This window comes from Thalassovita mediterranea, assembly GCA_019448215.1.
GTDB lineage: Bacteria > Pseudomonadota > Alphaproteobacteria > Caulobacterales > Hyphomonadaceae > Henriciella.
This window is the reverse complement of sequence record CP080408.1, coordinates 295,642-322,138: the sequence shown is the minus strand read 5'-3', so window position 1 is coordinate 322,138 and position 26,497 is coordinate 295,642. Positions and strand designations below refer to the sequence as shown.

Annotated in this window: 22 protein-coding genes; 12 read left to right on the top strand and 10 right to left on the bottom strand. The window is 60.8% G+C overall.

Annotation, left to right across the window (positions count from 1 at the left end; translation table 11 throughout):
• Positions 1-25 precede the first annotated feature (25 nt).
• From KUV46_01560 to KUV46_01545, 4 genes are all read right to left on the bottom strand, one after another.
• On the bottom strand, positions 26-1,795 hold the full coding sequence (locus KUV46_01560) for a glycoside hydrolase family 15 protein (protein ID QYJ01093.1): 1,770 nt from the start codon (positions 1,793-1,795) through the stop codon (positions 26-28).
• The gene (gene otsB / locus KUV46_01555; GenBank protein ID QYJ01092.1) at positions 1,792-2,520 is read right to left on the bottom strand and encodes a trehalose-phosphatase; all 729 of its coding nucleotides are present in this window, start codon (positions 2,518-2,520) and stop codon (positions 1,792-1,794) included. Before otsB ends, KUV46_01560 begins: the two co-directional genes overlap by 4 nt.
• Entirely contained in the window at positions 2,520-3,890 is a 1,371-nt protein-coding gene (locus tag KUV46_01550; GenBank protein ID QYJ01091.1) for a trehalose-6-phosphate synthase, read from the bottom strand. The genes otsB and KUV46_01550 overlap by 1 nt, the downstream gene beginning before the upstream one ends.
• Positions 3,891-4,002: 112 nt before the next feature.
• Positions 4,003-6,264: a S9 family peptidase gene (locus tag KUV46_01545; GenBank protein ID QYJ01090.1), complete on the bottom strand. Its 2,262-nt coding sequence runs from the start codon at positions 6,262-6,264 to the stop codon at positions 4,003-4,005.
• A 531-nt stretch (positions 6,265-6,795) separates the two neighbouring features.
• Between KUV46_01545 and ettA the strand changes: the two genes are divergently transcribed.
• From ettA to KUV46_01530, 3 genes are all read left to right on the top strand, one after another.
• Positions 6,796-8,463 carry an energy-dependent translational throttle protein EttA gene (ettA, locus tag KUV46_01540; GenBank protein ID QYJ01089.1) on the top strand — a complete coding sequence of 556 codons (1,668 nt, stop codon included), beginning with the start codon at positions 6,796-6,798 and terminating at the stop codon, positions 8,461-8,463.
• Between the two features lie 91 nt (positions 8,464-8,554).
• Complete coding sequence (locus KUV46_01535) at positions 8,555-9,328, top strand: phosphatase PAP2 family protein (protein QYJ01088.1); 774 nt, start codon at positions 8,555-8,557, stop codon at positions 9,326-9,328.
• 111 nt (positions 9,329-9,439) lie between these two features.
• A complete protein-coding gene (locus KUV46_01530) occupies positions 9,440-10,693 on the top strand; it encodes a sensor domain-containing diguanylate cyclase (protein QYJ01087.1) in 1,254 nt (417 codons plus the stop codon).
• A gap of 97 nt (positions 10,694-10,790) precedes the next feature.
• On the opposite strand, the gene KUV46_01525 is transcribed toward KUV46_01530, so the two are convergent.
• The 4 genes from KUV46_01525 to KUV46_01510 form a co-directional block, all read right to left on the bottom strand.
• Positions 10,791-11,162 (bottom strand): hypothetical protein, encoded by a 372-nt coding sequence (locus KUV46_01525; GenBank protein ID QYJ01086.1) that lies wholly within the window; start codon positions 11,160-11,162, stop codon positions 10,791-10,793.
• A gap of 39 nt (positions 11,163-11,201) precedes the next feature.
• Positions 11,202-11,957 (bottom strand): VOC family protein, encoded by a 756-nt coding sequence (locus KUV46_01520; protein QYJ01085.1) that lies wholly within the window; start codon positions 11,955-11,957, stop codon positions 11,202-11,204.
• Positions 11,954-12,661 (bottom strand): hypothetical protein, encoded by a 708-nt coding sequence (locus KUV46_01515; protein QYJ01084.1) that lies wholly within the window; start codon positions 12,659-12,661, stop codon positions 11,954-11,956. The genes KUV46_01520 and KUV46_01515 overlap by 4 nt, the downstream gene beginning before the upstream one ends.
• A gap of 66 nt (positions 12,662-12,727) precedes the next feature.
• Positions 12,728-13,345, bottom strand: coding sequence for a hypothetical protein (locus KUV46_01510; protein ID QYJ01083.1), 618 nt, complete (start codon positions 13,343-13,345; stop codon positions 12,728-12,730).
• 141 nt (positions 13,346-13,486) lie between these two features.
• Here KUV46_01510 and KUV46_01505 point away from each other — a divergent pair, with 141 nt between their 5' ends.
• From KUV46_01505 to KUV46_01490, 4 genes are all read left to right on the top strand, one after another.
• Complete coding sequence (locus KUV46_01505) at positions 13,487-13,918, top strand: cytochrome c (protein QYJ01082.1); 432 nt, start codon at positions 13,487-13,489, stop codon at positions 13,916-13,918.
• Between the two features lie 272 nt (positions 13,919-14,190).
• Positions 14,191-14,601 carry a GFA family protein gene (locus KUV46_01500; GenBank protein ID QYJ01081.1) on the top strand — a complete coding sequence of 137 codons (411 nt, stop codon included), beginning with the start codon at positions 14,191-14,193 and terminating at the stop codon, positions 14,599-14,601.
• Positions 14,602-14,617: 16 nt separating this feature from the next.
• Positions 14,618-15,454, top strand: coding sequence for an SDR family NAD(P)-dependent oxidoreductase (locus tag KUV46_01495; GenBank protein ID QYJ01080.1), 837 nt, complete (start codon positions 14,618-14,620; stop codon positions 15,452-15,454).
• 473 nt (positions 15,455-15,927) lie between these two features.
• Entirely contained in the window at positions 15,928-16,773 is an 846-nt protein-coding gene (locus KUV46_01490) for a hypothetical protein (GenBank protein ID QYJ01079.1), read from the top strand.
• Here KUV46_01490 and polA read toward each other — a convergent pair.
• Both polA and KUV46_01480 read right to left on the bottom strand, forming a co-directional pair.
• Entirely contained in the window at positions 16,770-19,562 is a 2,793-nt protein-coding gene (gene polA, locus KUV46_01485; GenBank protein QYJ01078.1) for a DNA polymerase I, read from the bottom strand. The genes KUV46_01490 and polA overlap by 4 nt on opposite strands.
• A 78-nt stretch (positions 19,563-19,640) precedes the next feature.
• Complete coding sequence (locus KUV46_01480; protein ID QYJ01077.1) at positions 19,641-20,228, bottom strand: EF-hand domain-containing protein; 588 nt, start codon at positions 20,226-20,228, stop codon at positions 19,641-19,643.
• 151 nt (positions 20,229-20,379) lie between these two features.
• Here KUV46_01480 and ahcY point away from each other — a divergent pair, with 151 nt between their 5' ends.
• From ahcY to KUV46_01455, 5 genes are all read left to right on the top strand, one after another.
• Positions 20,380-21,774 (top strand): adenosylhomocysteinase, encoded by a 1,395-nt coding sequence (gene ahcY, locus KUV46_01475; GenBank protein QYJ01076.1) that lies wholly within the window; start codon positions 20,380-20,382, stop codon positions 21,772-21,774.
• Positions 21,775-21,932: 158 nt separating this feature from the next.
• Entirely contained in the window at positions 21,933-23,174 is a 1,242-nt protein-coding gene (locus KUV46_01470; GenBank protein QYJ01075.1) for a right-handed parallel beta-helix repeat-containing protein, read from the top strand.
• Between the two features lie 74 nt (positions 23,175-23,248).
• The gene (locus KUV46_01465) at positions 23,249-24,223 is read left to right on the top strand and encodes a hypothetical protein (GenBank protein ID QYJ01074.1); all 975 of its coding nucleotides are present in this window, start codon (positions 23,249-23,251) and stop codon (positions 24,221-24,223) included.
• A gap of 81 nt (positions 24,224-24,304) precedes the next feature.
• A complete protein-coding gene (locus KUV46_01460) occupies positions 24,305-24,571 on the top strand; it encodes a DksA/TraR family C4-type zinc finger protein (protein QYJ01073.1) in 267 nt (88 codons plus the stop codon).
• 95 nt (positions 24,572-24,666) lie between these two features.
• Positions 24,667-26,478: a D-alanyl-D-alanine carboxypeptidase family protein gene (locus tag KUV46_01455; protein ID QYJ01072.1), complete on the top strand. Its 1,812-nt coding sequence runs from the start codon at positions 24,667-24,669 to the stop codon at positions 26,476-26,478.
• The last annotated feature ends 19 nt before the right edge of the window (positions 26,479-26,497 follow it).

Below are 26,497 nucleotides of genomic sequence, written 5' to 3'. Positions count from 1 at the left end.
GCCAACCATCGCTGATCAGGAGGTCTCAGACAACCTCATCCCAGTCGCGGCTCAGCCTGTTTGCAGCATTGATAATGCCGACCATGGAATAAGTCTGCGGGAAATTGCCCCAGAGTTCACCGGTAGATGTGTCGATGTCTTCTGAGAGCAGGCCGAGGCGCGTGCGATGGGCAAGGACGTCCTCAAACATGGCGCGCGCTTCCTCGATCCGGCCAATGCGCGAGAGGGCATCAATGTGCCAGAAGGTACACGCCGTGAAGGCGGTTTGCGGCAGGCCGAAATCGTCTTCCACGCGGTAGCGATAGACGTGATAGCCGTCGCGAAGCTCCTCATCGATCCGCTCCACCGTCTTGATGAAGCGCTCATCCATGGCATCGATAAAGCCGATCTCCGCCATGAGCAGGACGGATGCATCGAGGGCGTCCTCACCGAAGGCGCCGGTGAAGGCCTGGCGCTTTTCGTTCCAGGCAAGGTCGAGAATGCCAGCGCGCATCTCGTCGGCCTTTGCGTTCCAGTAATTGGCGCGGTCAGGCTTTCCGAGGCATGTGGCGATCCGGGCCAGCCGGTCGCAGGCCGCCCAGCACATGATGGCCGACGAGGTGTGGATATGCGCCTTGCCGCGAAACTCCCAGATGCCGGCATCCGGCGTATTCCAGACGGCATAGGCGCGCTCACCCACACCTTCGAAATGCTCAAACTCCAGCGCGCCCGCCTTGGCGTGAAGGCGGTCATCGAAGAAGGCCTGGCTCGCGCCAAGGACGACATGGCCATAGACGTCATGCTGGATGTGTTCGGCCGCCTGATTGCCAAAGCGTACCGGGCCCATGCCGCGATAGCCGGGCAGGGCATTGGCAAAGCCTTCGGTCAGGTCGTGCTCCAGCGCGATGCCATAGACCGGCTGGATATGCCCGCCCTTGGTATGTGCGACGGTGTTACGGAGATAGGCGAGATAATATTCCAGCGTCCCAACGGCTGAGAGGCGGTTGAGCGCTGTGACCGTGAAATAAGCGTCCCGCAGCCAACAGAAGCGATAGTCCCAATTGCGCTCAGAGCCTGCATGTTCGGGAATGGAGGTCGTCAGTGCCGCGACGATGCCGCCTGTCTCTTCATAGACGCAGAGCTTCAACGTGATGGCCGCGCGGATCACCGCCTCCTGCCAGTCTGGCGGCGTCGCGAGACGGCGCGACCAGCTCATCCACTGATCAACGGTGCGCTCCAGCCATTCCAGCGCGATGACGCCCACTCGGTCGGACAGGCTCTCATCAGGGCCCATAAGGAAGCTCAGCTCACGGTCGAGGACGAAGTCCCGCCCATCCATGACATAGGAGACGGGCGCATCCGTCGTGATGCGGAAGCCTGCATTCTCATCCAGGAACTTGATGTGGTTCACGCCCCGGCGGGTAACCATGTTGTAATCGCCGCGCTGGCTTTGCGCGAACAGGTCCACCCGGATGCGCGGCATGCCCCGCAGCGGCGTGATCCGGCGCACCATGGAGGCAGGCCGGAACATGCGGCCCTTGTCCATGAAGCGCGGACAACAGTCTGTAATGCGGATGGCAGAGCCGTCTTCGGCTTTCAGCTCAGTCTCTATGACGGCGGTGTTGCGGCGATAGCGCTGCGTGCTCTTGCAATGGCCCTGCAGCGTGATTGCGAACTTTCCGCGTCCGCCAAGCAGGCTGTTGAAGACAGGCTCACCATCCAGACGCGGCAGGCACATCCAGACGCATTCGCCATGCTCATTGATGAGGCCCGCGACCGTGCCGTTGCCGATAATACCGAGTTCGAGATTGCTCATGTGCGCCCCTGACGCTTGATCCAGTCTGCCACCGCTTCCGGGCTTTCCAGCCGGTAAGTGGCGCGTGTTTCGCCCCTGCCCACTTTTATCGACACCCCACCGAGCCGATTGACCACGTCGAACGCGTCCTCGTCGGTCGTGTCGTCGCCGACCATGATGGGGATACGGTCCTCCAGCGCGGCCAGCACCAGAAGCTTTTCGACGGCCTTGCCCTTGTTCGCGCCGGCAGGCTTTGCCTCAAAGATCATCTTGCCCGCCTGCAGCTTGTAGCCGTCAATGCTGGCGAGCCCTGCCTCCAGCCGCGCCTGCAATGTCGGGGCAGCTTCGGGGTTCAGGCGGTAGTGGAAAGCGATCACCTCGCCCTTTGTCTCTGCGTGCACACCGTCCAGCCCCGCGATCGCTGTCTCGGCAAGCGCCGTCAGCGTGGCCGGGGCGGCAGAGCGCGCGTCTTCGGGGCTCTCGCCCGGCGCGCAGATCTCAAGTCCGTGCGTGCCCGCGCGCCACAGCGTGTTCGGCACGCGGGAGGAGAGGTCGCGCACGTCACGCCCGCTGATGATGATCAGCGCGCCGCCAAGCGTTTCCTTCAGCCGGGTCAGTTCTTCAGCGATCCCATACGGCAGCTTCACCGTCGACGCATCGTTCTGAAGCGGGGCGAGCGTGCCGTCGAAATCAAGAAAGAGGGCGTGCCGATGGTCGAGATCTGGCAGGTCTGCAGGCTTATTCATCAACAAGTATCGACGTCCAGATCATCGAGGAATTTCTGCCGCCACCAGGAAATGTCCTGCTCGACAACGGTCCGGCGCAGTTTTTCCCAGCGTTCCTGTCGCTCTTCAAGCGGCATTTCGAGTGCTTTGTAGATCGTCTCGGCGACATGGTAGCGGTCATGCGGATTGACGATCAACGTGTCGGATAGCTGCTCGGCGGCGCCTGCAAACTGCGACAGGATCAGGACGCCGGGGTCATCGGGGTCCTGCGCCATGACGAACTCCTTGGCGACGAGGTTCATCCCGTCCCGCAGCGGCGTGACGAGGCAGACCGATGCGATCCTGTACAGCCCGGCGAGCTCTTTCCGGTCATAAGAGCGCGCGAGATAGCGAAGCGGAATCCAGTCGAGGTCGCCATAATCGCCATTGATGCGGCCCGCCAGTTCATCGAGCTGGACGCGGAGGTCCTGATATTCTTCCACCTTGGAGCGGGATGGCGGCGCGATCTGCGTGAAGGACACCCGACCGCGCGTCGACGGGAAGTTGTCGAACATCTTGCCGACCGCCTCGAAGCGCTGGGGCAGGCCCTTGGAATAGTCCATCCGGTCCACACCGAGGACGAGTTTTCGCCCACCAAGGAATTTCCCGATGCGAGAGGCCGCCGTCTTGGCGCGTTGGCCGGTTGCCAGTTTCGCGAAGCTCTCTGCCTCGATCCCGATCGGATAGGCGTTTGCCCTGATCCGCCTGCCGAAGACACTGATCCAGCCATCCCCTTCATCGACCCCGTCGCAGGAACGCACGAGGAATTGCACGAAGTTTGACCTGTCATTCTCTGACTGGAAGCCGAGCACATCGAAGGCACACATGGCGCGGGCAATCTGCTCATGCTCTGGCAGGGCGCGGAAGACTTCAGGCGAGGGGAAGGGGATGTGGAGGAAAAAGCCGATTGGGCCGTCCCATCCGCCCTTCCTCAGATAGTCGCCCATCAGCAGGAAATGGTAGTCATGCACCCATACGCTGTCGCCCTTTTCAAGGTGCGGCACGACCATGTCGGCAATGCGCTTGTTTACCTTCTCGTAGGCGTCGAAATCGGTGTCGCCGAAATGGGCAAGGTCCACCCGGTAATGGAAGACCGGCCAGATGACCCGGTTGGCATATTGCAGATAGAAGCCGTCATGCTCGGCCTCCGTAAAGTCGGTGACGATGAAGTCGACGCCTTCATCGGTGATGTGCTCGGGCGGGCCCGGCTCACCTTTGACGATATTCCCTGACCAGCCGAACCACATGCCGCCTGTCGATGTCAGCGACTCCCAGACCGCGACGGCAAGGCCGCCTGCGCGGGCACTCGGATCAGCGGCGGTGCGGTTCGAGATGGCAATCAGTCGGCCCATGCGAAACCCTTCCTTCTGGAAATGAAGATGCCGCAGGAGGAAAGCGCATCAACCCCAAAGGTTCGATTTCACGTGAGTTTTTGCGCACGCGCCAAGGCGTTGGCCAGTCCGCCTATTCCTTGAGCTGCCTGTTCAGGAACGCCATGCGGGTCTTCATCAGATGGGTCTGCAGGGCCTGGCCGCGGATGCCGTGGCGCTGGCCGGGATAGGTCATCAGCTCGAACAGAAGGCCTTTCTCCTGCATCTCCGCCATCAGCCTTGTCGTATTGTCGAAAGTGACATTGTCGTCGGCCATGCCGTGGACGAGGAGGAGTGGCGGCAGCTCGGCTTCCAGACGCTCAAGATGATAGAAGACAGATGACTTGTCATAGCCGTCTGCGTTGTCTTGCGGCGTGTCCATATAGCGCTCTGTGTAGAAGGTATCATAGAGCGACCAGTCGGTGACGGGCGCGCCCGCGACGGCAGCGGCAAACGTGCCTTCCGGTGCCTGCAGGATCGTCATCAGGGTCATGTAACCTCCATAGGACCAGCCCTGGATGGCAACCCGGTCAGCATCGACGAAGGGCTGGGATTTCAGCCATTCCACGCCTTTCAGTTGGTCGCGCACTTCCGGCCCGCCTGTCTGGCGATAGATGACATCCTCAAACGCCTTGCCCCGGTTCGCCATGCCGCGATTGTCGAGGCGGAAGACGATGAAGCCCTGCCGCGCAAGATACTGGTCAGACAGGCTCTCCCAGTCGCGGTCCACCGTCTGCGCATGCGGGCCGCCATAGACTTCAACGATGGCCGGATAGGTCTTCGACGCGTCGAAATCAGCGGGCTTCAGGATGGAGTAGTAAAGCGTCTGGCCATCCTCGGCCTCCAGCGTGCCAAACTCAGGCTCGGCATGAGTGTTGAGATAAGGGGCGTATGGGTGGTCCGCATTGAGCGCGTTTTCCTCGACCCATGCGATGAGCTCACCGCCAGCCGTGTAGAGACCTGTCTGCGGCGGCTGGTTCGGGGCCGAAGACGTCCCGACAAAGGACTGCGCGTCGGGCGCCATGCTGACGGACCATGACTTGCCCGCTTCGGTGATGCGCTGAGGCTCGCCGCCGCTCAGCGGCACCGAATAGAGGTGCTGTTCCAGCGGCGTGTCGGCATAGCCGGTGAAGTAGACGATGCCATTGTCCCGGTCGACGCTCTTGAGGCTATCGACAGCCCAGTCACCACTGGTCAGGAAGCGCAGCTCGCTCGCATTGCTGCCATCTGGTGATATGGCGAGATGACGGTAGCCGGTCTCCTCGGTGGTCAGCAGGATGCCTTCATCGAGGCCGACAAAGTCGTTGGAAAGATTGACCCAGTTGCCCTGCGTTTCTTTCAGCGGGGACCAGACCCGCCAGGGCTTTCCGTCAGTGCGGTTATAGCGGATCTCTGTCTGGTCGCGGTTCACGGTCTGGAACCAGAGGCTGCTGCCTGCCCAGTTCACCCGCGCGAGATACGTGTCCGGCCCGACACGGATCAAGCGGGCATCCTCGCCACTTTTCAAATCATGGACAAAAAGCTCGACAAGCGCATTCGGCGTGCCGGCGCGCGGATAGCGCTGGTCGATGACCGTGGTTTCCTCGGCCTTGATGTCGAAGCGTTCGATGATGTCGACCGTGCTTTCATCGACCTTGGTGAAGGCGATGTGGCGCTCATCCGGGCTCCACCAGTAGCCTGTATAACGGCTCATCTCTTCCTGCGCGACGAACTCGGCCACGCCATAGGAGATCGCATTGTCAGGCTCGGCGTCTGGCGTGATCTGGCGCTCTTCGCCGCTCGCCAGCTCGATCACGACCACAGCGCCGTCCCGAACGAAGCTCACATAATTGCCGCTCGGGGAGACGCGGGCATCATATTCAAAGGCTTCTGTCTCAGTCAGCTGGCGCGTCTGCGCGCCGTCAGCCCCAAGCGTTACCAGGTGAAGGTCCCCGCCGAGCGGTACGAGGATCGTATCGGCCGTGCCCCAGTCATAATCCACGATACCCTTGCGGCCCGCGATCCGCCGGCGCTCCCGCAGCGCCTTTTCTTCTTCCGACAGCTCCACCTCTTCAGGCTCCAGCAGGGTCGAGTCGACCAGCATGGACTGGGCGCCCGTCTCCACATCGAACTGCCAGAGGTCATAGCGGCTGGAATCATCCTCGCGCGCCTTGAGGAAGGTCACGCGGCTACCATCAGGGGAGTATTTAACGCCGGTAGGCGCAGGCCCGCTCAGCGAAGGCGAGGCATAGAGACGTTCGATCGTCAGCTCTTTTGAGGCCATGGGATCCTGTGAGTTGGTTGGGGTCTGGGCGATCGCTGGAGCGGCAAGAAGGCTCGCCGCGATCAGCAAGGACGAAAAGGGACGTGTTCTCATGCGCGCGAACCTAGCGCCTGATCTCTTCTTGTCAGCAGACCTTCAGCAAAATCATTCAGGTTTTTCGACAGTTCGCCGCGGTCCTATTCCATCACAGTTGACAGCGCTCTGAGTTGGTTCAAAGCGGGAAGTAGATCCTGCGTAGGACATCATGAGTAGAACCACCGCAATAAAGATAGCCGTTCTGATTTACGCGGCCGTGTCCGCTGCGATATTCGTAAGTGTTATTACGATAGGGTTGATTTAAGCGATCGCATACGCGCTCGCGAATGAATGGAAAGCACTCCCTGGGGCCCAGAATGACTTTTTCACGCTTCTCATGGCGTACGTTGGGGTGACCTTTGTAGCGACTTTGAATGTAATTTACTCACCAAGTATCTGGTTTTAGAATTTCGCTCAGATGGCCACGGTTGTCCAAAGTGGCGCAGGGCGTAGGCCGTCCGCACACCTTCTACCTTGATCTTGAGGGGCCCCAGCGACTACATCGGCGGTTTCCGATTTCCAATCCAGATCAGCGAGCGTTCTCACCCCATGGCCGGTCAACAATACGTCTTCAACATGCAGGGCCTGACCAAGACCTATCCAGGCGGCAAGAAGGTATTCGAAAACATCCACCTGTCCTTCCTGCCAGACGCCAAGATCGGTGTCGTCGGCGTGAACGGTGCCGGTAAGTCCACCCTGCTGCGTATCATGGCGGGTCAGGACACCGAGTTTAATGGTGAGGCCAACCCGGCGCCCGGCACGAAGGTCGGCTACCTGCCACAGGAGCCAAAGCTCGATGAGAGCAAGACGGTGTTCGAGAACATCGCCTCGCAATGTCCTGAGAAACAGATCTTCGACAAGTTCAACGAAATCTCGATGAAGCTCGGTGAGGAATACACTGACGAGCTGATGGAAGAGATGACCGCCCTGCAGGAGCAGGTCGACCAGGCCGATGCATGGGACATCGATTCCAAGATCGAGATGGCGATGGTCGCCCTCGGCTGCCCTGAAGGCGATGCGCCTGTCACCAACCTGTCCGGCGGTGAAGTCCGCCGCGTCGCGATCTGCCAGCTGCTGCTGTCCAAGCCTGACATGATCCTGATGGACGAACCGACCAACCACCTCGATGCCGAGACGGTCGCCTGGCTGCAGAACTATCTCATCAACTTCCCGGGCTGCGTGATCCTCGTCACCCACGACCGCTACTTCCTCGATGAGATCACCGACTGGATCCTCGAGCTCGATCGTGGCCGCGGTGTTCCTTACAAGGGCAACTATTCCGACTGGGTCGAGCAGAAGGCCAAGCGGATGGAGCAGGAAGCCCGCGAGGATGCTGGCAAGAAACGCACGCTGGCAAAGGAACTCGAATGGGTCCGCGCTGGCGCCAAAGCCCGTCAGGCCAAATCCAAAGCACGTATCTCTGCCTATGAACAGCGCGCCTCCGAGGCGGAGCGTGAGAAAGTGTCCACGGCGCAGATCCGCATCCCGCCTGGCCCACGCCTTGGTAATATCGTCATTGAGGCCGAAGACCTTCGCAAAGCGTTCGGCAACAATCTTCTCATCGACGACCTGTCCTTCAAGCTGCCACCGGGCGGTATTGTCGGCGTGATCGGCCCGAACGGCGCTGGTAAATCGACCCTGTTCAAGATGATCATGGGCAAGGAAACGCCCGATAGCGGCGCGATCCGCGTCGGTGACACGGTGAAGCTCGGCTATGTCGACCAGTCCCGCGACCAGCTCGACGACAAGAAAAATGTCTGGGAAGAAGTGTCCGACGGCCTCGACGTCATCGACCTTGGCGGCGTCGAAGTGAACTCACGCGCCTATGTCGGTGCCTTCAACTTCAAGGGCTCTGACCAGCAGAAGAAAGTCGGCCTCCTGTCTGGCGGTGAGCGCAACCGCGTTCACCTTGCCAAGATGCTGCGCCAGGGCGCGAACTGCCTCCTGCTCGACGAACCGACCAACGACCTCGACGTGGAAACCCTGCAGGCGCTCGAAGAAGGCCTCGACGGCTTCCCGGGCTCCGTCGTGGTGATCTCGCACGATCGCTGGTTCCTCGACCGTATGGCGACCCACATCCTCGCCTTCGAAGGCGACAGCCATGTCGAATGGTTCGAAGGTGACTTCTCGTCCTATCTCGAAGACAAGAAGCGCCGTCTCGGCCCGGATGCGGTTGAGCCGAAGAAGCTCAAATTCAAGAAGTTCCAGCGCGACTAGGCTGGTCAGGCGGGTCAACTGGCTGTCGCTTCCCGCTAGGGCAGCGACAGCTCGTATTTGAAAAACTTTGCCGGCCCGCCAAATCGTCCGTATGCGTCACACACGATCACACCTCCTGCCGGCCGGTCTGGCCGCTATCGCCTTCATCTTCCTTGCGCTTGGCGTGACGAATGAAGCGATGCTGGTCTCGGTCGATCTGGCGGTCAGCGATGCGGTGCAGGCCGCGCGCAGCCCGGCAACTGACTGGATCGTGGTGCTCGTCACCCTGTTCGGCGATGCGGTTGCCCTTACCCTGATTGCAATAAGCGTGGTGATCGCGCTCCTCCTGCGGAGGGCTTGGTGGCCAGCGGCGATGAGCGCCTTTGCCTTCATCACAACGCCGCTGACGGTGAAGCTGATCAAGCTCCTCATCGCGCGCGACCGGCCAACGGCAGACCTCTATGCCGGGGTGGAGAGCTTCAGCTTCCCATCCGGTCACATGACCAATTCTGCCGTCATCTATGGGGCGCTGGCGATCTTCGCGGCCTACGCCCTGAAGGGCGCCGTGCAGAAGCTGGCTGTGGCTGGCTTCATCTTTCTCATCGGCCTGATCGGGTTTTCGCGTGTCTATCTCGGCGCGCACTGGCCAACCGACGTCATTGGCGCGGTGATCCTCGCCAGCGTGATGCTCTTCCTCATCGCATGGGGTTTCGACCAGGTGAGGAATGCCGACCAGCTTGCCAAGCCATTCACGCTCGCCATGCTGGTCATGTTCGCAATCTGGGCGGTCTACGGCTTCGTCACGCTCGAGGTGGCCCTCGACATGTATGCGCTGGATGTCACCCCGGAAGGCACGATCGAGGTCGAGCCTGTCCCACAGGAATAAGCGCCGTATCCGGATCAAAAACAGTGGCTTAACCCAGCGATAACCGCGTTCGTCCACACTGGTCTCAATCTGAAATAGGGTGAGGGGACAAGTAGACTGAAAGGCGTGGCCATGACTGGGTTCCCCGCAAGACAGAATGTCCCGAATACTGGTGCCATCCCTGACGAGAAGTCGCGCCTACGCGCGGTCCGTGAGCTTGGCATCATCAATACGCCGGCCGAGAAGTCCTATGACCGGATCGTCGGCCTCGTCAAAAAGATCTTCAAGGTCGAGATTTCGGCAATCTCCATCATGGATGGTCACCGCTTCTGGCTGAAATCATCGGTCGGTACGCCCGTAACAGAAGCCCAGCATGCAGACAGCTTCTCGCAATTCACGCTGGCGATTGATGGCCCCTTCGTCGTCAACGACACGCTCGCCGACCCGCGCTTTCGCGACAATCCCTTCGTTGTCGGCCCGCCTTATGCGCGCTTCTATGCTGGCGTGCCGCTAAGGGCGGGCAGCGGGCAGGGCATCGGCACGCTCTGCGCTGTCGACACCAGGCCGCGCAAGATAAATGAGGGCCAGCTCGCCGTCCTTCAGGACTTTGCCGACATCGTGGCCGAGAATTTCCAGCTGCGGCGTCTGGCGATGCGCGATGAGCTGACCGGTACGCTATCGCGCCGCGCCTTCCGTGAGCAGGGCGCGCAGATCGCATCGCTGGCCGGGCGTCACCGCCATAATCTCACGGCCATCTGTTTCGATCTCGACCATTTCAAATCCATCAATGACACGTTCGGCCATGCGGCAGGAGACGAAGTCCTGCGGAAAATGGCAAAGGCCGCGCAGACGCGTCTTCGCACCAGTGACCTTCTCGGGCGCATGGGCGGCGAGGAATTTGCTGTCCTGCTGCCAGAGACTGACAGACAGGGCGCGCTTGAGGCGGCTGAAAAGCTGCGCCGGGACTTTTCTGCGCTCCGCTTTGAGTTCGGAGGCCGCACCATTGGCATCACGGCAAGTTTCGGTATCGCCACCTTCGATATAGAGACCCGCGACCTTGAAGGTTTGCTGGAGCGCGCCGATGCCGCGCTCTATCAGGCAAAGGCCGAGGGGCGGAACCGCTGCGTCGCTTTCGGCAAGAGCGACGTTACCATTCGCGCGGCGCGCCGCCGGGTGCTGAAGGCGGGCAAGGTGAGCTTCCGCAATGGCGGGGCGTCAATTGACTGTACGGTCCGTACTTTGGGTCAGGAAGGTGCGGGTCTCGACATGATTGCAACGACCGACGTGCCGAACGAATTCAGACTCCTGATCAAAGCCGACGGGCTGGACGCGAACTGTCAGGTCACCTCACGCACACGCACCCATCTGGAGGTGGAGTTCGTCTAAAGCAAGTTCGGAGCAAACGGGATCGTTTGCGAACGGACACTTGCGCCAAAACAAGGAGATAAAGCGGCGGGCCGAAGTGAAACGAAGGACCGACGCTTTAGTCGCCGCGCCGGAAAGGCGATGACACGACCAGGCGGCGTGCGCTTTCTTCTTCCTGCGGTGCCGGGCTGGAGCTGGCGGCTTCATCTCCTGCGCCAGGCAGATAGGACTCGCTGCGCTCATAGACGGACGGTGATGGAGGCGGGGCCGCGGCGGCGACTTCGCTGCGCGGCACAATCTCGAAGCCGAGAAAGCCAAGCAGATAGTAGAACCCGATACCGGTGAGGATGGCGGTCGCGAAGATGCGGACCAGAAATTTCAGGATCGCGCCGGAAAAGGCCTTTACGACCACCGCGCTGATCACCCCACCGCCAAGGCCCGCCGTGGAGGCGACAGCCGCAAGGTCAAAAAGCTCATTGAACCAGTCCATCGGATATCCCCCCAAAGGCTTCACTGGCAGTGTGCGTGACTATCCCGCGTCCGCCGTTTCAAGATTGTTGAGTTCGAACCGGACCCCGCCAATGACAACGCCGTCGCCATCACTGTGGAGGTCGAGCCGGTCCGCCCGCTCCAGCGCCTTCATGGCGTTGTGCAGGGTAATGCAAAAGGTCGACAGGGCTTCGCGCTTGCCGCCCTCAAAGATCAGGCGTTCGCTGTCATTCAGCTGGATGATGGTCTGGCCCTTATTCGTGGTGACGGGCTTGCCGATCGCGGCCGTCCAGCGCGATGCGAGCGCGCGCGGATCGGGCGCGCTGAAAATGGCACCAGCAAGGTGGCCATTCACCGACTGCTTCTCCCAGTTCGGGCCGCCCCAGCGCCAGCTATTCCAGGGGTGCGCCTCGTCGAGGGACAGGATCGCGCCGCCAACATCAGCCGGGTGCACATGGCTGGCGGCGATGTCATCGAGATCGATATTCCAGACGCGGCGGATGCCTGCATTGTCGAGGCGGGTGCGCGCGCCTGCGAGGTCTTCTGTCTGGAAGATGGCCATATACCCGCCCTCGCCATGCTTATCGAGAAAGCGGCGGACTGGGGCGTCCTTCGTGGTCGGGGCGACGACTTCGATGAACTGGTTGCCGATCGAGAAGACAGCGTTCTCCAAGCCGAACTCGGCAACCCCCGGATCGGCGAAGGGCTTGCCGAGGCCGAGCACGTTGCGGAGGTGGTCCGCTGTCTTGAGGCTTTCGGCGGCGATAACGAGTTGGCGTAGGCGTATCCGGGTCATGGGGGATGGGTATCATAGATGTCCGGCGCGCACCTAATGCTTTCAGGGCCTGCCAGTGGGCGGCACCTGATCTGCGCGGTAAGGTCATCCAGCACGGCCACCAGCAAACCGGGCGTGTCCCGGCCATGGATACCGGGCGGCCAGCCGGGGCGAAGCGGGGTGAGGCGAGGGCGCGGCGCATTGCTTGAAAGTGCGCGTGCACGCCGCCGGGCAAGCCGCATCGCGTGACGTTCCGGGGTCTCCAGCGCGCTTTGAAGCGCGGCGATCCGGGCGCTGAGCGTCGGCTCGCTCGAAGCGACCTTCTGTTGGGGCAGGGCAGGGTGAGCACCAAGCAGGTCCACGATGCGCGGGCCGGACGAAAATCGCCGTCTGCGCCCTGATTTGCCGATAGAGGCAGCGCAGGTGGCGACAGGCTCGAAGAGGGTGAAGCCGGTAGAATGGTGTTTTCTGGCGCGGATCTTTTGGGCCGTACCGCAGCAAGGCCGCGATAGGAGCGTGCCCGGGTCCATCTGGTCAGCAAGTAGCGTGATGATCCGGCGGGCAAGCGCTTCAGCGGGCTGCAAGAGGCGCATTGCCTTTAAGCGTACGGCGCGGTCCTGAGGGGAAGCACGCGCCACCATGGCGGCGATGTGCGCGACCAGCGCGACAAGGCGCGGCCAGACCCGCGCGATCAGCGGGGAAAGGTCAGTGACGGTGCATCCCATGGTGCAGCGACAGTACACGGGCGGTGCGGGGGTGGGAAAAGTGGGGGCTATGCCCTCAGGACAGACCTATTCCGAGCGGTAGTTCGGGACGAGGTCGATGGCGAGTTCGCGCATCTTCTGGACGTCGCCCTGCGTCATCGTCGGCTTGCCGTTGCGGTGCCAGGTCCAGAGATTGTGAGCATCGTTGAACGTGTTGGCCTGGCTGCTCTGCAGTACGCCATCCTTCTGCAGCACCTCGACCAGAGCGGCGATCTCATTGTTCGAGTAGCCGGCATAGCGGGCGCGGGTACGGCCATGGATCTCGGGATTTGACGCGCGGCGCTGAAGCTCATCGCGGATGGCGTACCAGTGGTTCTTGAAGGCCTGACGCATCTTGCCAGCTTCATCGGTGACCTTCTCCTCGACATCGGTGCGAAGGTCGAAGACGCTGGAGCGTAGCTGGCTGACAGCGCCAAGCGTCGCGCTCATCTGCTCTTCCATCACCTTCAGCTGCGCCTTCGCCTCGTCCTGATGCTTCTGGATAACTTCATTTGAGGCTTCGAGCGCGGATTTGAGGTTTTTGACCCGCCCGCCAAACAGTGCCGCACCGAGCAGGACGCCAAGGCCGCCGGCCACGATCAGCACGACTGTCGAAATAAGGGATGCCTGCGCATCCGTCAGATTGATCCAGTAGTCTTCCAGCATCTGGTCCCCCCGGCCGTCGATTTCTGGTCGAGCTGTTTTTCGCGCTAAAGGCGCGTTCGTCAAGTCGGGGTGATCCCGGATGGACAGGGCGGCCAGCGCGGATCAGGATGGGGAACGAGTTACGACCGGGAGGGATGAGGCATGAAGACAAGCTGGCGGATAATGGCATTTCTGGCGGTAGGACTGTTGCCGGTTGCCGCTTGCGGCACCTCCGAGGAGATGGGGACGCCCGCCCCAGAACCGGCCAGCGAGACGGCGAGCCTACCCGTCGATGAACCTGCTGGTGAGGTTGAGGCCATGCCGGCAAATGAAATGGTCGGTCAGGGGCAGGCGATTGCCGAGACGCTCTGCGCTGGCTGTCACGCGATTGGCCTCACAGGTGAAAGCCAACACGCCCAGGCCATGCCGTTCCGGGAAATCTCCTGGCACTATCCGGTAGAGGCGCTGGCCGAACCTTTCGCTGAAGGCATCATGGTCGCCCACCCGGAAATGCCGCAATGGCAATTCGAGCCACAGCAGATCGATGCGCTGCTGGCGTATCTGGAAACGGTGCAGGTGCCAGAAGAGGGGTGAGGGCGCGCGCGTCCTTCGACTTCGCTCAGGATGAGCGCGCGGGGAGCAGGCCCTGAGATATGCCGAAGATACCTGCGCAGGCAGGTATCCATGGTGCTCCTTTCCAGCCCCCCGTTAGGTTGAGGTGGACCATCATGGACCCCTGTCTTCACAGGGGTCTTCGGGATGGCAGTTTTTGGGCCGAAGTGCCCCCACGCCCCACCGATTTGCCGTTGACGCGTCTGACGCTGCGCCCTCAGACTGTCTGCAAAACAACAGGGAGGAAAGCGAACATGTCGATGACCGGAGGATGCCTTTGCGGCAAGGTGCGTTACGCGGTTGAGGGTGAGCCGATGTTCACCGCGCTTTGCCATTGTACCAATTGCCAGAAGCAGGGCGGGGCGGCGTTTTCGGTAAATGTCCTTGTCAATGAAGCCCAGCTGAAGATCGAGGGCGACCTCAAGACGTTCGAGGACGAGGGCGACAGTGGCAACAAGGTGTACCGGCGTTTCTGCGACACGTGCGGCTCTCCGATCATCTCCGAGCTTGGGGCCTCGCCCGGCATGATCGCCGTGAAGGCAGGCACGCTGGACGATGCGTCTGGCCTCAAACCGGTCGCGCAGGTCTATTGCGACAGCAAGCAGGACTGGGTGGTCCTGCCGGAAAGTATACCGGGTTTCGCCAAGAACCCGCCTTCAGCCTGATCCAGAGGACAATTGGATGATCAATCATGTGGATGGCAAATCCATCATCATCACGGGCGCAGGCGGTGGATTCGGCAAGCTGATCAGCGAGAAGGCCGCCGCGCTTGGCGCCAAGATGATTTGCTGCGATATCGATGAAGCCGCCGTCGAGGCCAGCGTTGCGGCGATCCGCGAGGCAGGCGGCACGGCGCAGGCGGTGCGGGCCGATGTGACGGACCTTGGCGATATGAAAGCGGCGGCCGCGGCGGCGAAAGCGGCCTATGGCTCTGTCGATGTGATGATCAACAATGCCGGGGTCATGCCGCTTGGCCTGTTTGCTGACCACGGGGCGGCTATGGAGAAGTGGTATCGGTGTATCGACATCAACGTCAAAGGCATCCTGAATGGCATCGTCGCCGTCTATGATGAGATGATGGCGCAGGGCGCGGGCCATGTGATCAATATCTCGTCCATCTATGGCAACTTCCCGACCTTTGGCGCCGGCGTCTATGGCGCGACGAAGTCAGCGGTGAACTTCCTGTCAGAGTCGCTGCGCGTCGAGGCGCGCGGCAAGATCAAGGTGACCATCGTGAAGCCGACCGGTGTGCCGGGCACAGGGCTCGGCGCGGGCGTCGTGAACCCCGAAGGCATTGTCGGCATTGTCGGCCAGAATGCGGCTGACTATTTCCCGGCCATGGCTCAATATCGCGAAGGCACACTCGACCCGGCGCGTAATGACCCGAACGAGATGGACTATGTCGCCCTCGACCCGTCCTTCATCGCCGACCAGGTCATCCACGCGATCAATCAGCCAGCCGGGGTGTCAATTGGTGACATCACCGTGCGGGCGTCGGGGGATCATTATATTTTGTGAGGGAGGGGTGTGCTGGTGCGCCGTGCACCGCTCGCTTCCACACCTCTCCCTCGCCTTTATGCTTTCCCTGCTCTCAATTCCTTCCCCGCCCTCATCCTGAGCCTGTCGAAGGATGCGCGTCTTGGTGCTGGCATTTAAGCAGCCCTTTTCGGGTTGGACGCACCGGGCCCGGTTCGGGCGGTAGCACAGACGGCTTCATCCTTCGACAGGCTCAGGATGAGGTGGGAATGGGGGGAGTGAGCTAAGGGGCGTCATTTGTGGCGGTGCCCCGCCCGTTTCAGGCCCTCAAGGCCGGGCGACTTTCAGCCGTGCTTTCGGCAGCCTTGACCGCCTGAAACCGGCCGGCGAAGGCTGGCTGTGGCCGACTGACAGGGTCTGCCATTCGGGCATCTATGAGGTGTTCGCATTGACAGCAGAGATAGAATCTTGAGCCGTTTGATTGAGGACGCTTCAACACTCTATTATTGGATAAAATGTACAATCTTCTTGTTCATGCTAACGGTTGGTCAGGGCGTCGGGACACAATGCATTCGTCACGCGTTTTTGAGTTTACCCCACAATTCCTGCGAGATTATTTCACCGCGAACGGCAACAATAATTACTCGCTGGCAGCGCGGTATCCAACGCTATTCATGGAAGAAGATGGGTGGGAGAGAGACCCCGTTGCGCGGGTTGGAGAGATAAACGAAGTTAGAGCGCTTGCGAATGGTGATCTTCAGATTGTTTATCGATTCAATGAACGAATTCCGCCGATTTTGAACAGCAGACTTCATGAGCTGGCCGTTGAGCTAGATATCGAAGACTTTGAGTTTTCTAGAACCCATTGGGCAGTTAAAGAAGTAGACCTGTATCAGGTACTTTATGAGGGAGCCAGCTATGGTCGCCCACAGCCGGAAGTATTTCAATTAAATCAGCCGGAAATTACAGAAGCGGATTTGGTGTCAGTAATGATGCCATTTCACCCGCACTTTAATCCCGTGCACAATGCTATTGTCTCTGTGGTTGAAGGTTTCGGTATGCGTTGCCAGCGGGCAGATGATATTTGGATTAATCCCGCGGTGATCCAAGATGTCGTTTCGCTGATAGATCGTTCAAGGTTGGTGATTTGCGACTGCTCTCAACGTAATCCAAACGTATTCTACGAAATGGGCATTGCGCATGCATTGGGCAGGGAGGTAATCGCTATCACTCAGTCGGAAGCGGACATTCCATTTGATATCAGACACCTGCGGTACGTTCACTATCTCAACAATGCCGAAGGATTAGTACAGCTGGCTGAGTCATTGGCTCGAAGACTCAGAACAATCGTCGCTGCCTAATGAGCCTCAGCCCATGTCTTCGCCGCGTTGGCGTCGACGTCCAGTGGGACCGACAGGTCCAGTGCGGGAAGCGGCGCTTTCTGCATCACTCTCCGGATCACCTCTATGGTGTCTTCGGCTTGGTCCTCGGGGCATTCGAAGACGAGTTCGTCGTGGACTTGTAGCAGCATCTTTGCGTCGAGCTTCTTGGCCGCCAGCGCGCCCGGCATTTCGATCATGGCGCGTTTGATGATGTCGGCAGCCGAGCCCTGGATCGGGGCGTTGATAGCCTGGCGCTCTGAAAAGGCGCGCATGGCGCCGTTCTTGGAGTTCATGTCTTTCAGGTGCAGCTTCCGGCCAAAGGCGGTCTGGACGTAGAGATTGTCCTTCGCGAATTCCTTGGTCTCATCCATGTATTTGCGGATGCCGGGGAATTTCTGGAAGTAGGCCTTGATATAGTCCGAGGCCTCTCCCCGGTCGATGCCGAGCTGGTTGGCAAGGCCGAAGGCAGAAATGCCGTAGATGATGCCGAAATTGATCGCCTTGGCGCGCCGGCGCACCATCGGGTCCATGCCTTCGATCGGTGTGTCGAACATCTCGCTGGCCGTCATGGCGTGAATGTCGAGGCCTTCATTGAAGGCGGTCTTTAGCGCGTCGATGTTTGCGATATGCGCCAGCAGGCGAAGCTCAATCTGGCTGTAGTCGGCGCTGATGATGACGTTTCCGTCTTCGGCGATGAAGGCTTCGCGGATCTTGCGGCCTTCCTCGGTGCGGATCGGGATATTCTGGAGGTTCGGATCGGTTGAGGAGAGACGGCCCGTCTGTGCGCCCGCCATGGAGTAGGACGTGTGGACGCGCTTGGTGTTCGGGTTGATCGCGTCCTGCAGGGCCTCTGTATAGGTCGAGCGCAGCTTTGAAAGGGTGCGCCAGTCGAGGATGATCTGGGGCAGTTCGTGGCCTTCGGCGGCGAGGGTTTCAAGCTGGCTTGCGTCGGTCGACCATGCGCCGGATTTCGTCTTCTTGCCGCCGGGCAGGCCCATCTCTCCGAAGAGGATATCGCCCAGCTGTTTGGGGGAGCCCATGTTGAATTCGGTGCCCGCAGCCTTGTAGGCGGCGTCTTCATAGCCAGCCATGCGCTGCTGGAAGTCGGCAGACAGGCGCGAGAGGAAGTCGCGGTCCACCTTGATGCCGTGGCGCTCCATGTCGGCGAGGACAGGGATCAGCGGACGATCCAGCGTTTCATAGACAGTGGTGACCTTCTCCTTGTGGAGAAAGGGCTTGAGGTAGGTCCAGAGGCGAAGGGTGACGTCGGCATCCTCGGCGGCGTATTCGGTCGCCTTGTCGAGGGCGACGCGGTCAAAGGTGATCTGCTTCTGTCCCGAGCCGCACACTTCCTTGAAGGGGATGGGCGTGTGGCTGAAATAGCGTTCCGACAGCTCATCCATGCCGTGGCCGTGCATGCCGGCATGCAGCGCGAAAGAGATCAGCATCGTGTCATCGACAGGCGCGACCTCAATCCCGTTGCGATGGAAGACGGTGAGGTCGTATTTGAAGTTCTGGCCGACTTTCAGGACGGCCGGGTCTTCGAGCAGGGGTTTGAGCGCGGCGAGCGCGTCTTCCTTGCGGACCTGACGTGGCGGGGCAGCGTCGAACATGTCGTCACCGCCAGAATGGTCCGGGTCGATATGGCCGAGTGGGATGTAGGCCGCTTCATTCGGCGCGATGGCGATGGAAACGCCGACAAGGTCGCAGGTCTGGCAGTCGAGGCTGTTGGTCTCGCAATCGACACCGATAACGCCTGCCTCATAGGCGCGGGCGATCCAGTCCTCGAGGGTCTTGAAGTCGCGGATGCAGGTATAGGCATCGCGGTCGAAGCCGATATCGCCTGCAGTGGTTTCCTCGATGACGCCGTCAGCCTCGAACGTTTCGCGTACGCGGCGGGTGATGGTGCGAAACTCCATCTTTTCGAGGAAGTCGATGAGGGTTTTCGGGTCCGGGTCGCAGACGGCGAGGTCTTCGACCGGGACTTCGACGGGCACATTCTCATCAAGCTGGACGAGCTTTTTCGAGATGCGGACCTGTTCGGCATGGTCGATCAGGGTCTGACGGCGCTTGGGCTGCTTGATCTCTTCGGCGCGGGCCAGAAGCTCCTCGACGGTGCCGTACTCATCGAGCAGCTGGGCGGCGGTCTTCACGCCGATGCCGGGCGCGCCGGGGACGTTGTCCGTGCTATCGCCTGCAAGCGACTGCACATCGACGACCTTTTCCGGGCCAACGCCGAACTTCTCGAAGACCTCGTCGCGCCCGAGCGTCTTGTTCTTCATCGTGTCGAGCATGGTGATCTTGTCGGTCACCAGCTGCATCAGGTCCTTGTCTGAGGAGACGATGGTGACACGCGCGCCCTTGGCTTCGGCCTGGCGGGCATAGGTCGCGATCAGGTCGTCGGCCTCATAGCCTTCAAGCTCCAGCGCATGGCAGGCAAAGGCGATGGAGGCTTCGCGCACGAGCGGGAATTGCGGGCGAAGGTCCTCAGGCGGCTCATCCCGGTTGGCCTTGTAGTCAGGATAGAGGTCATTGCGGAACGTGTAGCTGCCCTTGTCGAAGATACAGGCAAAATGGGTCGGGCGTTCATCGCCTTTCAGCTCTTCCAGAAGCTTCCAGAGCATGTTGCAGAAACCGGCGACCGCGCCGACGGGCAGGCCGTCAGATGCGCGGCTCAGAGGCGGCAGGGCATGGAAAGCGCGGAAGATGTATGCGCTCGCATCGATCAGGTAGAGATGGCTGTCTTCATTGATCGGCGCGGTGGGCATGGGCAGAATCCTTTCAGGCTCACGGCTCATTTAGCCATGCTGACCCGGAAGGTCACGCCGCGCAGCAGCTATTGAGGTCTAAAAGTCTGAGGAACCTGTGCGCACCGGCTCATCCTCCCGCAGCGGCGGGAAGCGGTCTTTCTTCTCGTCGGGGGCCTTGAGCGCGGAAATCTTCAGGACGTCGTCGCCGTCGGCGCGGTAATCGGTCCAGAGATCAGTGATGACCGCGGAGAATTCCTCGAAGCTGACCCGGCGGTCGAGATTGGGATCGAAGCGGACGGGGTTGGCGAGCGAGTTGTCGCGTGTGGGCAGGTTGCGCGCCCAGGCCTGCTGTTCAAGCGCGGTCAGCTCGCCGTCGCCATTCGCATCAGCATTTGCAAAGGCTGTTTCAATGCCTGCGGCGAGGTCGGCGCGGCTGACGATGCCATCCTCATTCGTGTCGAAGGATGCAAGAAGGCCGCCGCCGGGTTTCAGCTTGTTGGCCTGCAGGCGCTCACGGTCGCGCGGGGAGCGCACTTCGCCATCACCGGGCAGGCGGACGATTGCGTCTTCATCCTCAAGCGTGACGTCTTCAGTGCTGGTTGCTTCTACCACCAGAAGCTCCTGGCCGAGCGAAGGCAGGGCGCAGGCGAATGCAATGAGGCCAAGGCTCAAAAAGCGGGGCATGAAGTCTCCAATCTGTCAGCCCTTCGTCCAAACTAGCGCGGGCGTTGCAGAATTACCACAAGCAGAATGCGTCATAAGTGCGGCTCGCCTGCTTGATCCCGGCGGGGCGCTGGGTTAAGGGGCAAAATAAATCATATAAAGGATCATTGATATGGCTAATGACTACGCCGTCGCGGACATCTCCCTGGCCGGATTTGGCCGCAAGGAAATCGCGATTGCTGAAACAGAGATGCCAGGCCTCATGGCTGCGCGCGAAGAGTATGGCGCAGAGCAGCCGCTGAAAGGCGCCCGCATCGCCGGTTCGCTGCACATGACCATCCAGACCGCCGTGCTGATCCAGACGCTGGAAGCCCTCGGCGCAGAAGTGCGCTGGGCAAGCTGCAACATCTATTCGACGCAGGACCACGCTGCGGCTGCGATCGCGGACGCGGGCACCCCGGTCTTCGCCCACAAGGGTGAGACGCTGGAAGAGTACTGGGACTTCTGTGACAAGATCTTCGAATGGCCGGATGGCAAGCTGATCAACCTCATCCTCGATGATGGCGGCGACGCGACCATGTACATCATCCTCGGCGAGAAGGCCGAGAAGGACCCGTCCATCCTCGACAAGCCGAAATCCGAAGAAGAGATCTACCTCTTCAAGCAGATCAAGAAGCGTATCGCCGAGACCCCGGGCTGGTTCGCGAAGGTGAAGAAGGAAATCCGCGGCGTGTCTGAAGAGACCACGACCGGCGTGAACCGTCTCTACCAACTCGCCAAGCGCGGCGAGCTGCCTTTCCCGGCAATCAACGTCAACGACTCGGTCACCAAGTCGAAGTTCGACAACAAGTATGGCTGTAAGGAATCGCTCGTCGACGCGATCCGCCGCGGTACCGATGTCATGATGGCCGGCAAGAAGGCGTTTGTGGCTGGCTATGGCGATGTGGGCAAGGGCTCTGCCGCTTCGCTCGCAGGCTCTGGCGCGCGCGTCACGGTGTCTGAAGTCGACCCGATCTGTGCCCTGCAGGCCGCCATGGACGGCTTCGATGTCCAGACGCTCGACGACTATGTCAGCGAGGCGGATATCTTCGTTACCGCAACCGGTAACAAGGACATCATCACGGTCGACCACATGCGCGCCATGAAGGACATGGCGATCGTCTGTAACATCGGTCACTTCGACAATGAGATCCAGGTCGAGGGCCTGCGCAACTTCCAGTGGGACAATATCAAGCCGCAAGTCGACATGATCACCTTCCCGGATGGCAAGCGCATCATCCTCCTGTCGGAAGGCCGCCTCGTGAACCTCGGCAATGCGACGGGCCACCCATCCTTCGTGATGTCGGCGTCCTTCACCAACCAGACGCTGGCCCAGATCGCCCTTCACAAGAATGATGGCGAGTACAAGAACGAGGTCTACACCCTGCCCAAGCACCTCGACGAAAAAGTGGCTCGCCTGCACCTCGCCAAGCTGGGCCTTGGCCTGACCGAGCTGTCCACCGATCAGGCCGACTATATCGGCGTGACCCCGGAAGGCCCGTTCAAGCCGGACCACTACCGCTACTAGGCGGAAGCTGTTTCGACACAGACCAAGAGGGCGCTGGAGAAATCCGGCGCCCTTTTTTTACGCCGGGTTGCCGAAGCTGCCGGAAATGTTGAAAATGGAGACCGATCTGTTTTTTGAAGGAATTAGCTATGCGCAAAATATTGTTCGCTGCAGCAAGTATGACTGTTCTGGCTGCGTGCGGCGGCGCTGGAGACGGCTCTGAGGGCAATGCGACCGGGAATCAGTCGAGCGTGAGCAGCTCGACCGGTGAGGCCCGGGATGTGACCGTTGAGGTCGGGGATGATTTCGCGCTGCGCCTGCAGACCGCGCTCATCGAAGCTGCGCCGGGCAGCACCATCACGCTGCCAGCAGGCACGTTTGCAATGACGGACGGTCTGACGCTGGACGTGGACGGTGTGACGCTGCGCGGGGCCTCGCAATCGGAAACGGTTCTAGATTTCAAGAACCAGATGGGGTCTGGCGAAGGGCTGCTCGTCACGTCCGACGATGTCACCCTGACGAACTTCACCGTCCGCGACAGCAAGGGCGACGGCATCAAGTCCAAGGGCGCAGACCGCATCACCTATTCGAACGTTACGGTCGAGTGGCTGGGGGAGCCGAGCGAGGACAATGGCGCCTATGGCATCTATCCAGTCGAGAGCACGGATGTTCTCGTTGAGCGCACGCATGTTCGCGGTGCCTCCGATGCGGGTATCTATGTCGGCCAGTCCAGCAATATCATCGTTCGTGACAACCTTGCCGAGTTCAACGTCGCAGGGATCGAGATCGAGAATTCCTCGAATGCGCTCGTGAATGGCAATGTCGTGCGCAACAATGCTGGCGGCATTCTTGTCTTTGACCTGCCGGACCTTCCAGTCATGGGCGGCAATTCAACACTGATCAGGAACAATCTGATCGAAGACAACAACACCCGCAACTTTGCGCCTCCGGGCAATATCGTGGCGAGTGTGCCATCTGGTACCGGCGTCATCATCATGGCCAATGACAGGGTGATGGTGCGCGACAATAATTTCGCCAACAACCAGACCGCGCACGTCCTGATCACCGCCTATTCGCAGGCGTTCAGCGATGAGGACTACAACCCGCTGCCGCGCAATATCGAAGTGCGCAACAACACCTATGGCGAGAGCGGCTACAATCCGCAGGGCGACCTTGGTGAGTTCGCATCCCTCATTGGCGGCAACCTGCCACCGATCATCTGGGATGGTGTTACCAGCTGGGGCGGCAATGAAGAGACAGATGTGAACATCTTCATCGATGAGCCTGACAGCGTTGGCTTCGTGAACCTTGGCCTCGGCTCCTATCCGGTCGATGTCTCGGCTGCCTCGCCGAGCATGGACCGCCCGGACGGCGAAAGCATCGGTAACATGCCAACTGTGACGCTCGCTCACGCCGAATGAGAGTAGCGCTCGCCGCTTGCCTTGGCCTGTTGCTGTCTGCCTGCGGGCAGCAACAGGTACCGGCAGGGCCCGACATGGAGATGATCCTTGCGGCGGGCCCGGCGGAGACGCTGGCCGATTATGGGCTGTTTGCGGATGCGTCCGCGCGCCAGCCATCGGCGGGCGTTGTGCCCTACGATCTCATCAATCCGCTCTTTTCCGACCATGCGAGCAAGCACCGTCTGGTCTATGTGCCTGAGGGCGAGGCAGCGGCCTATCGCGGCGGCGAAGAGGTGCTCGACTTTCCGGTGGGCACAGTCCTCATCAAGACATTCGCTTTCGCCCTGGATATGCGCACGCCTGCCGAGGGTGAACGCTACCGGGAGACGCGGCTGCTGATCCACAAGGCCGATGGCTGGGCAGCCTACCCATACGTATGGAATGAGGCTGAGACGGAGGCGCGCTATGCGCCTGCCGGGGCGTGGCTCGACCTTGCCTATACCGATCCGTCAGGAACGCCGGTCGAGATCGACTACCGAGTCCCAAACCAGAACCAGTGCAAGACTTGCCACCAGCTTGGCGATGCCATTGCGCCGATCGGTCCGAAGGCGCGCAACCTCAATCATGAAGGGCCGCTGGGCGTCGAGCAGATCGAGGACTGGACGGCGCGCGGCATGCTGACCGGGGTGCCAGGAAACGTCGAGGCGGTTGCCGACGTGCGTGATGCGAGCCTGCCGCTGGATGTGCGGGCGCGCGCCTATCTCGATATCAATTGCGCCCATTGCCACCGGGCAGAGGGCTCTGCCTCCAATTCGGGCCTGTGGCTCGGCTGGGAAGTGGACGAGCCTGTGAAGCTGGGTGTCGGCAAGCATCCGACGGCGGCGGGGCGCGGGTCTGGCAGTGGGACAGTGGTGATCGAGCCCGGCCTGCCCGATGCCTCGATCATGGTCTTCCGCATGAATTCGAGCGAGGCTGGCGTCGCCATGCCTGAACTTGGCCGCGCGCTGATCGATGATGACGGCGTTGAGCTTGTCCGCTCATGGATCTCTGACATGGATGCGGCAGGCTGAAGCGCCTGACTGAAGGCGGCCTGTTCAGGAACCTCCCATAATCCCTACCTGTTAAGTCTCGACGATCGACAGGAGGCTTTCATGGCAGGTGGATGGTCACGCGATGGCGCGGTGCAGGATCAGATCGACGATTCCATCAAGGACGAGCTGGCGCGTATCCAGGCGTCCCGTCCTGTCGGCGAAAGCCTGACCCATTGCGCCGAATGCGGGGAGCCCATTCCCGAAAAGCGCCGCGAGCTGGTCGCGGACGTTCGCCACTGCGTTGAATGCCAACGCGAACTCGACGCCGAAGCCTCATCGCGCGGCGGGATCAATCGCCGTGGCTCCAAGGACAGTCAGCTTAAATAGCGGGCAGGCCTGCATGAGAGGCTGAAGGCACGCTTGCCCATGAGACCGGCTGCACGCATGATGCCGGGCAGGGGTGGCGGAGCTTGATTGAGGGCATGGTATCATTGCTTTTCCGTTGGCGGACTTTCGTTATTGGCGTGTCGGCCTGTCTCGTCTGTGCGCAGGCTGTGGCCGAAGAGGCGGCGGTGCCCGAAGAGCATGCTGCGGCAGCTGAAGAGCCGTCAGAGGGCGCTGGGTCTGAGCCTCGCGCGCCAGTCATGTCTTCGGTCAGTGCCTGGATGGACCGGCCGAAGCTATTTCTTCCTGATGATTATCCAGACCGCACCCGCATCCTGCGCGGCGATGTCGACCCGTATGATGTGTTCTGGGAAGTGCCTGAAAGCTGGGCGGTGCGGGGCGGCATGTATGCCGAGTATGACACGCTGGAAGCCTATGGCCGGATGCGTGAGGCGGCTGCGCGGGACGGGGTGCACCTCATCATCCTGTCGGCCTTTCGATCCTTCAGGCACCAGCGCTTCATCTGGGAGAACAAGTGGCAGGACCGGTATGAGCGGCTGGCCGGTGTTAGCGCGCGCGACATTGCGCTGAACATCATGCGCTACAGTGCCATGCCGGGCACGTCGCGCCATCACTGGGGCACCGATATAGACCTCAACGCCTTCAACAATGCCTATTTCGATACGCCGGAGGGCAAGCCTGTCTATGACTGGCTGAAGGCGCATGCGGGCGAGTATGGCTTCTGCGAGGTTTATTCGTCTCGGGCGAGCGGACGCACAGGCGGATATGAGCCGGAACGCTGGCACTGGTCGTACATCCCGACGGCGTCGCGCTATCTTGCTGCCTATGTCGAAGCTGACGAAGCCGCACCCCACGGCTTTGCCGGCGATGAGGCGGTGCCGGAGATCGACTGGCTGTCTGAGTTTGTCCTCGGCATAGATCCAGAATGCCTGTGGGATCCAGAGCAGGAAGGAAAAGGGCGCGCGCTGCCTGCGCCGCTTATCCTCTCCTCGATGGATGCGCCAGCTGAGGAGGCCGTGGATACCGACAGGCCTCTGCTGGAAGCAGGACAATGCATCCCGGAAGGCTGGACGCAGGACATCCTGCTGCGCTGGAAGGAGAGCGGCTATCCGCTGACAGAAGGTGAAGGCGCGGCGGGCTATCTTGCCATGCTGGAGCATTGCCTTGCCGACCCGAACCCCGACATTCGCGATGGCATCGCCTATGAAGGCATTACCGACATTCTGCGTTCTGATCGCGCTGAAGAGGCAGAGTTGCGCGAGCTGAAGCAGCGTTTGCTGACGCGTCTTGCGAATACGGAAAACGACCCGCTTGGCTTTTCGCGGCCCTTCGCAGCGCTGGCGCTGGCTGAAGTCGCGCGGACGGACCGGATTGAGGCGTGGATGAGCCAGGGTGAGCGGCGCACGCTGCTGGCGGCCGGTGCGGACTATACGGCGAATGTGCGCGAGTATCGCGGCTTCATCGAAGGCGAGGGCTGGCGGCACGGTGTGGCGCATGGCGCAGACCTTCTGATGCAGCTCAGCCTCAATCCGGAAATCGGGGAGGGTGAGGCATTCATGATCGCCAAGGCGGTGTTTGACGCCATCGGTTCAAAAGAGGCGCCTGTCTTCAGCTTTGAAGAGCCTCAGCGTCTTGCCCGCCCGATCCTGTTCCTGGTGCAGCGGGGCCTGCTGACCGAGGAGCAGATTGCGATCTGGATGGAAGTGCTGGCAGACCCAGCGCCGCATGAGAGCTGGGAGGAGGCACTCGCAGATGGCGAGGCTGAGGCGCGCCGCGAGAACATACGGGCGTTCGCGTCTATCTTGCTGGAAACGGCGGAGGGCCGGGCAGAGGGCGACCTCGACGCGGTAGTCACGGGCGCTGAGCATCTGCTCGCCCGCGTGCCATAAGGGTTACCACGGCGTTAAC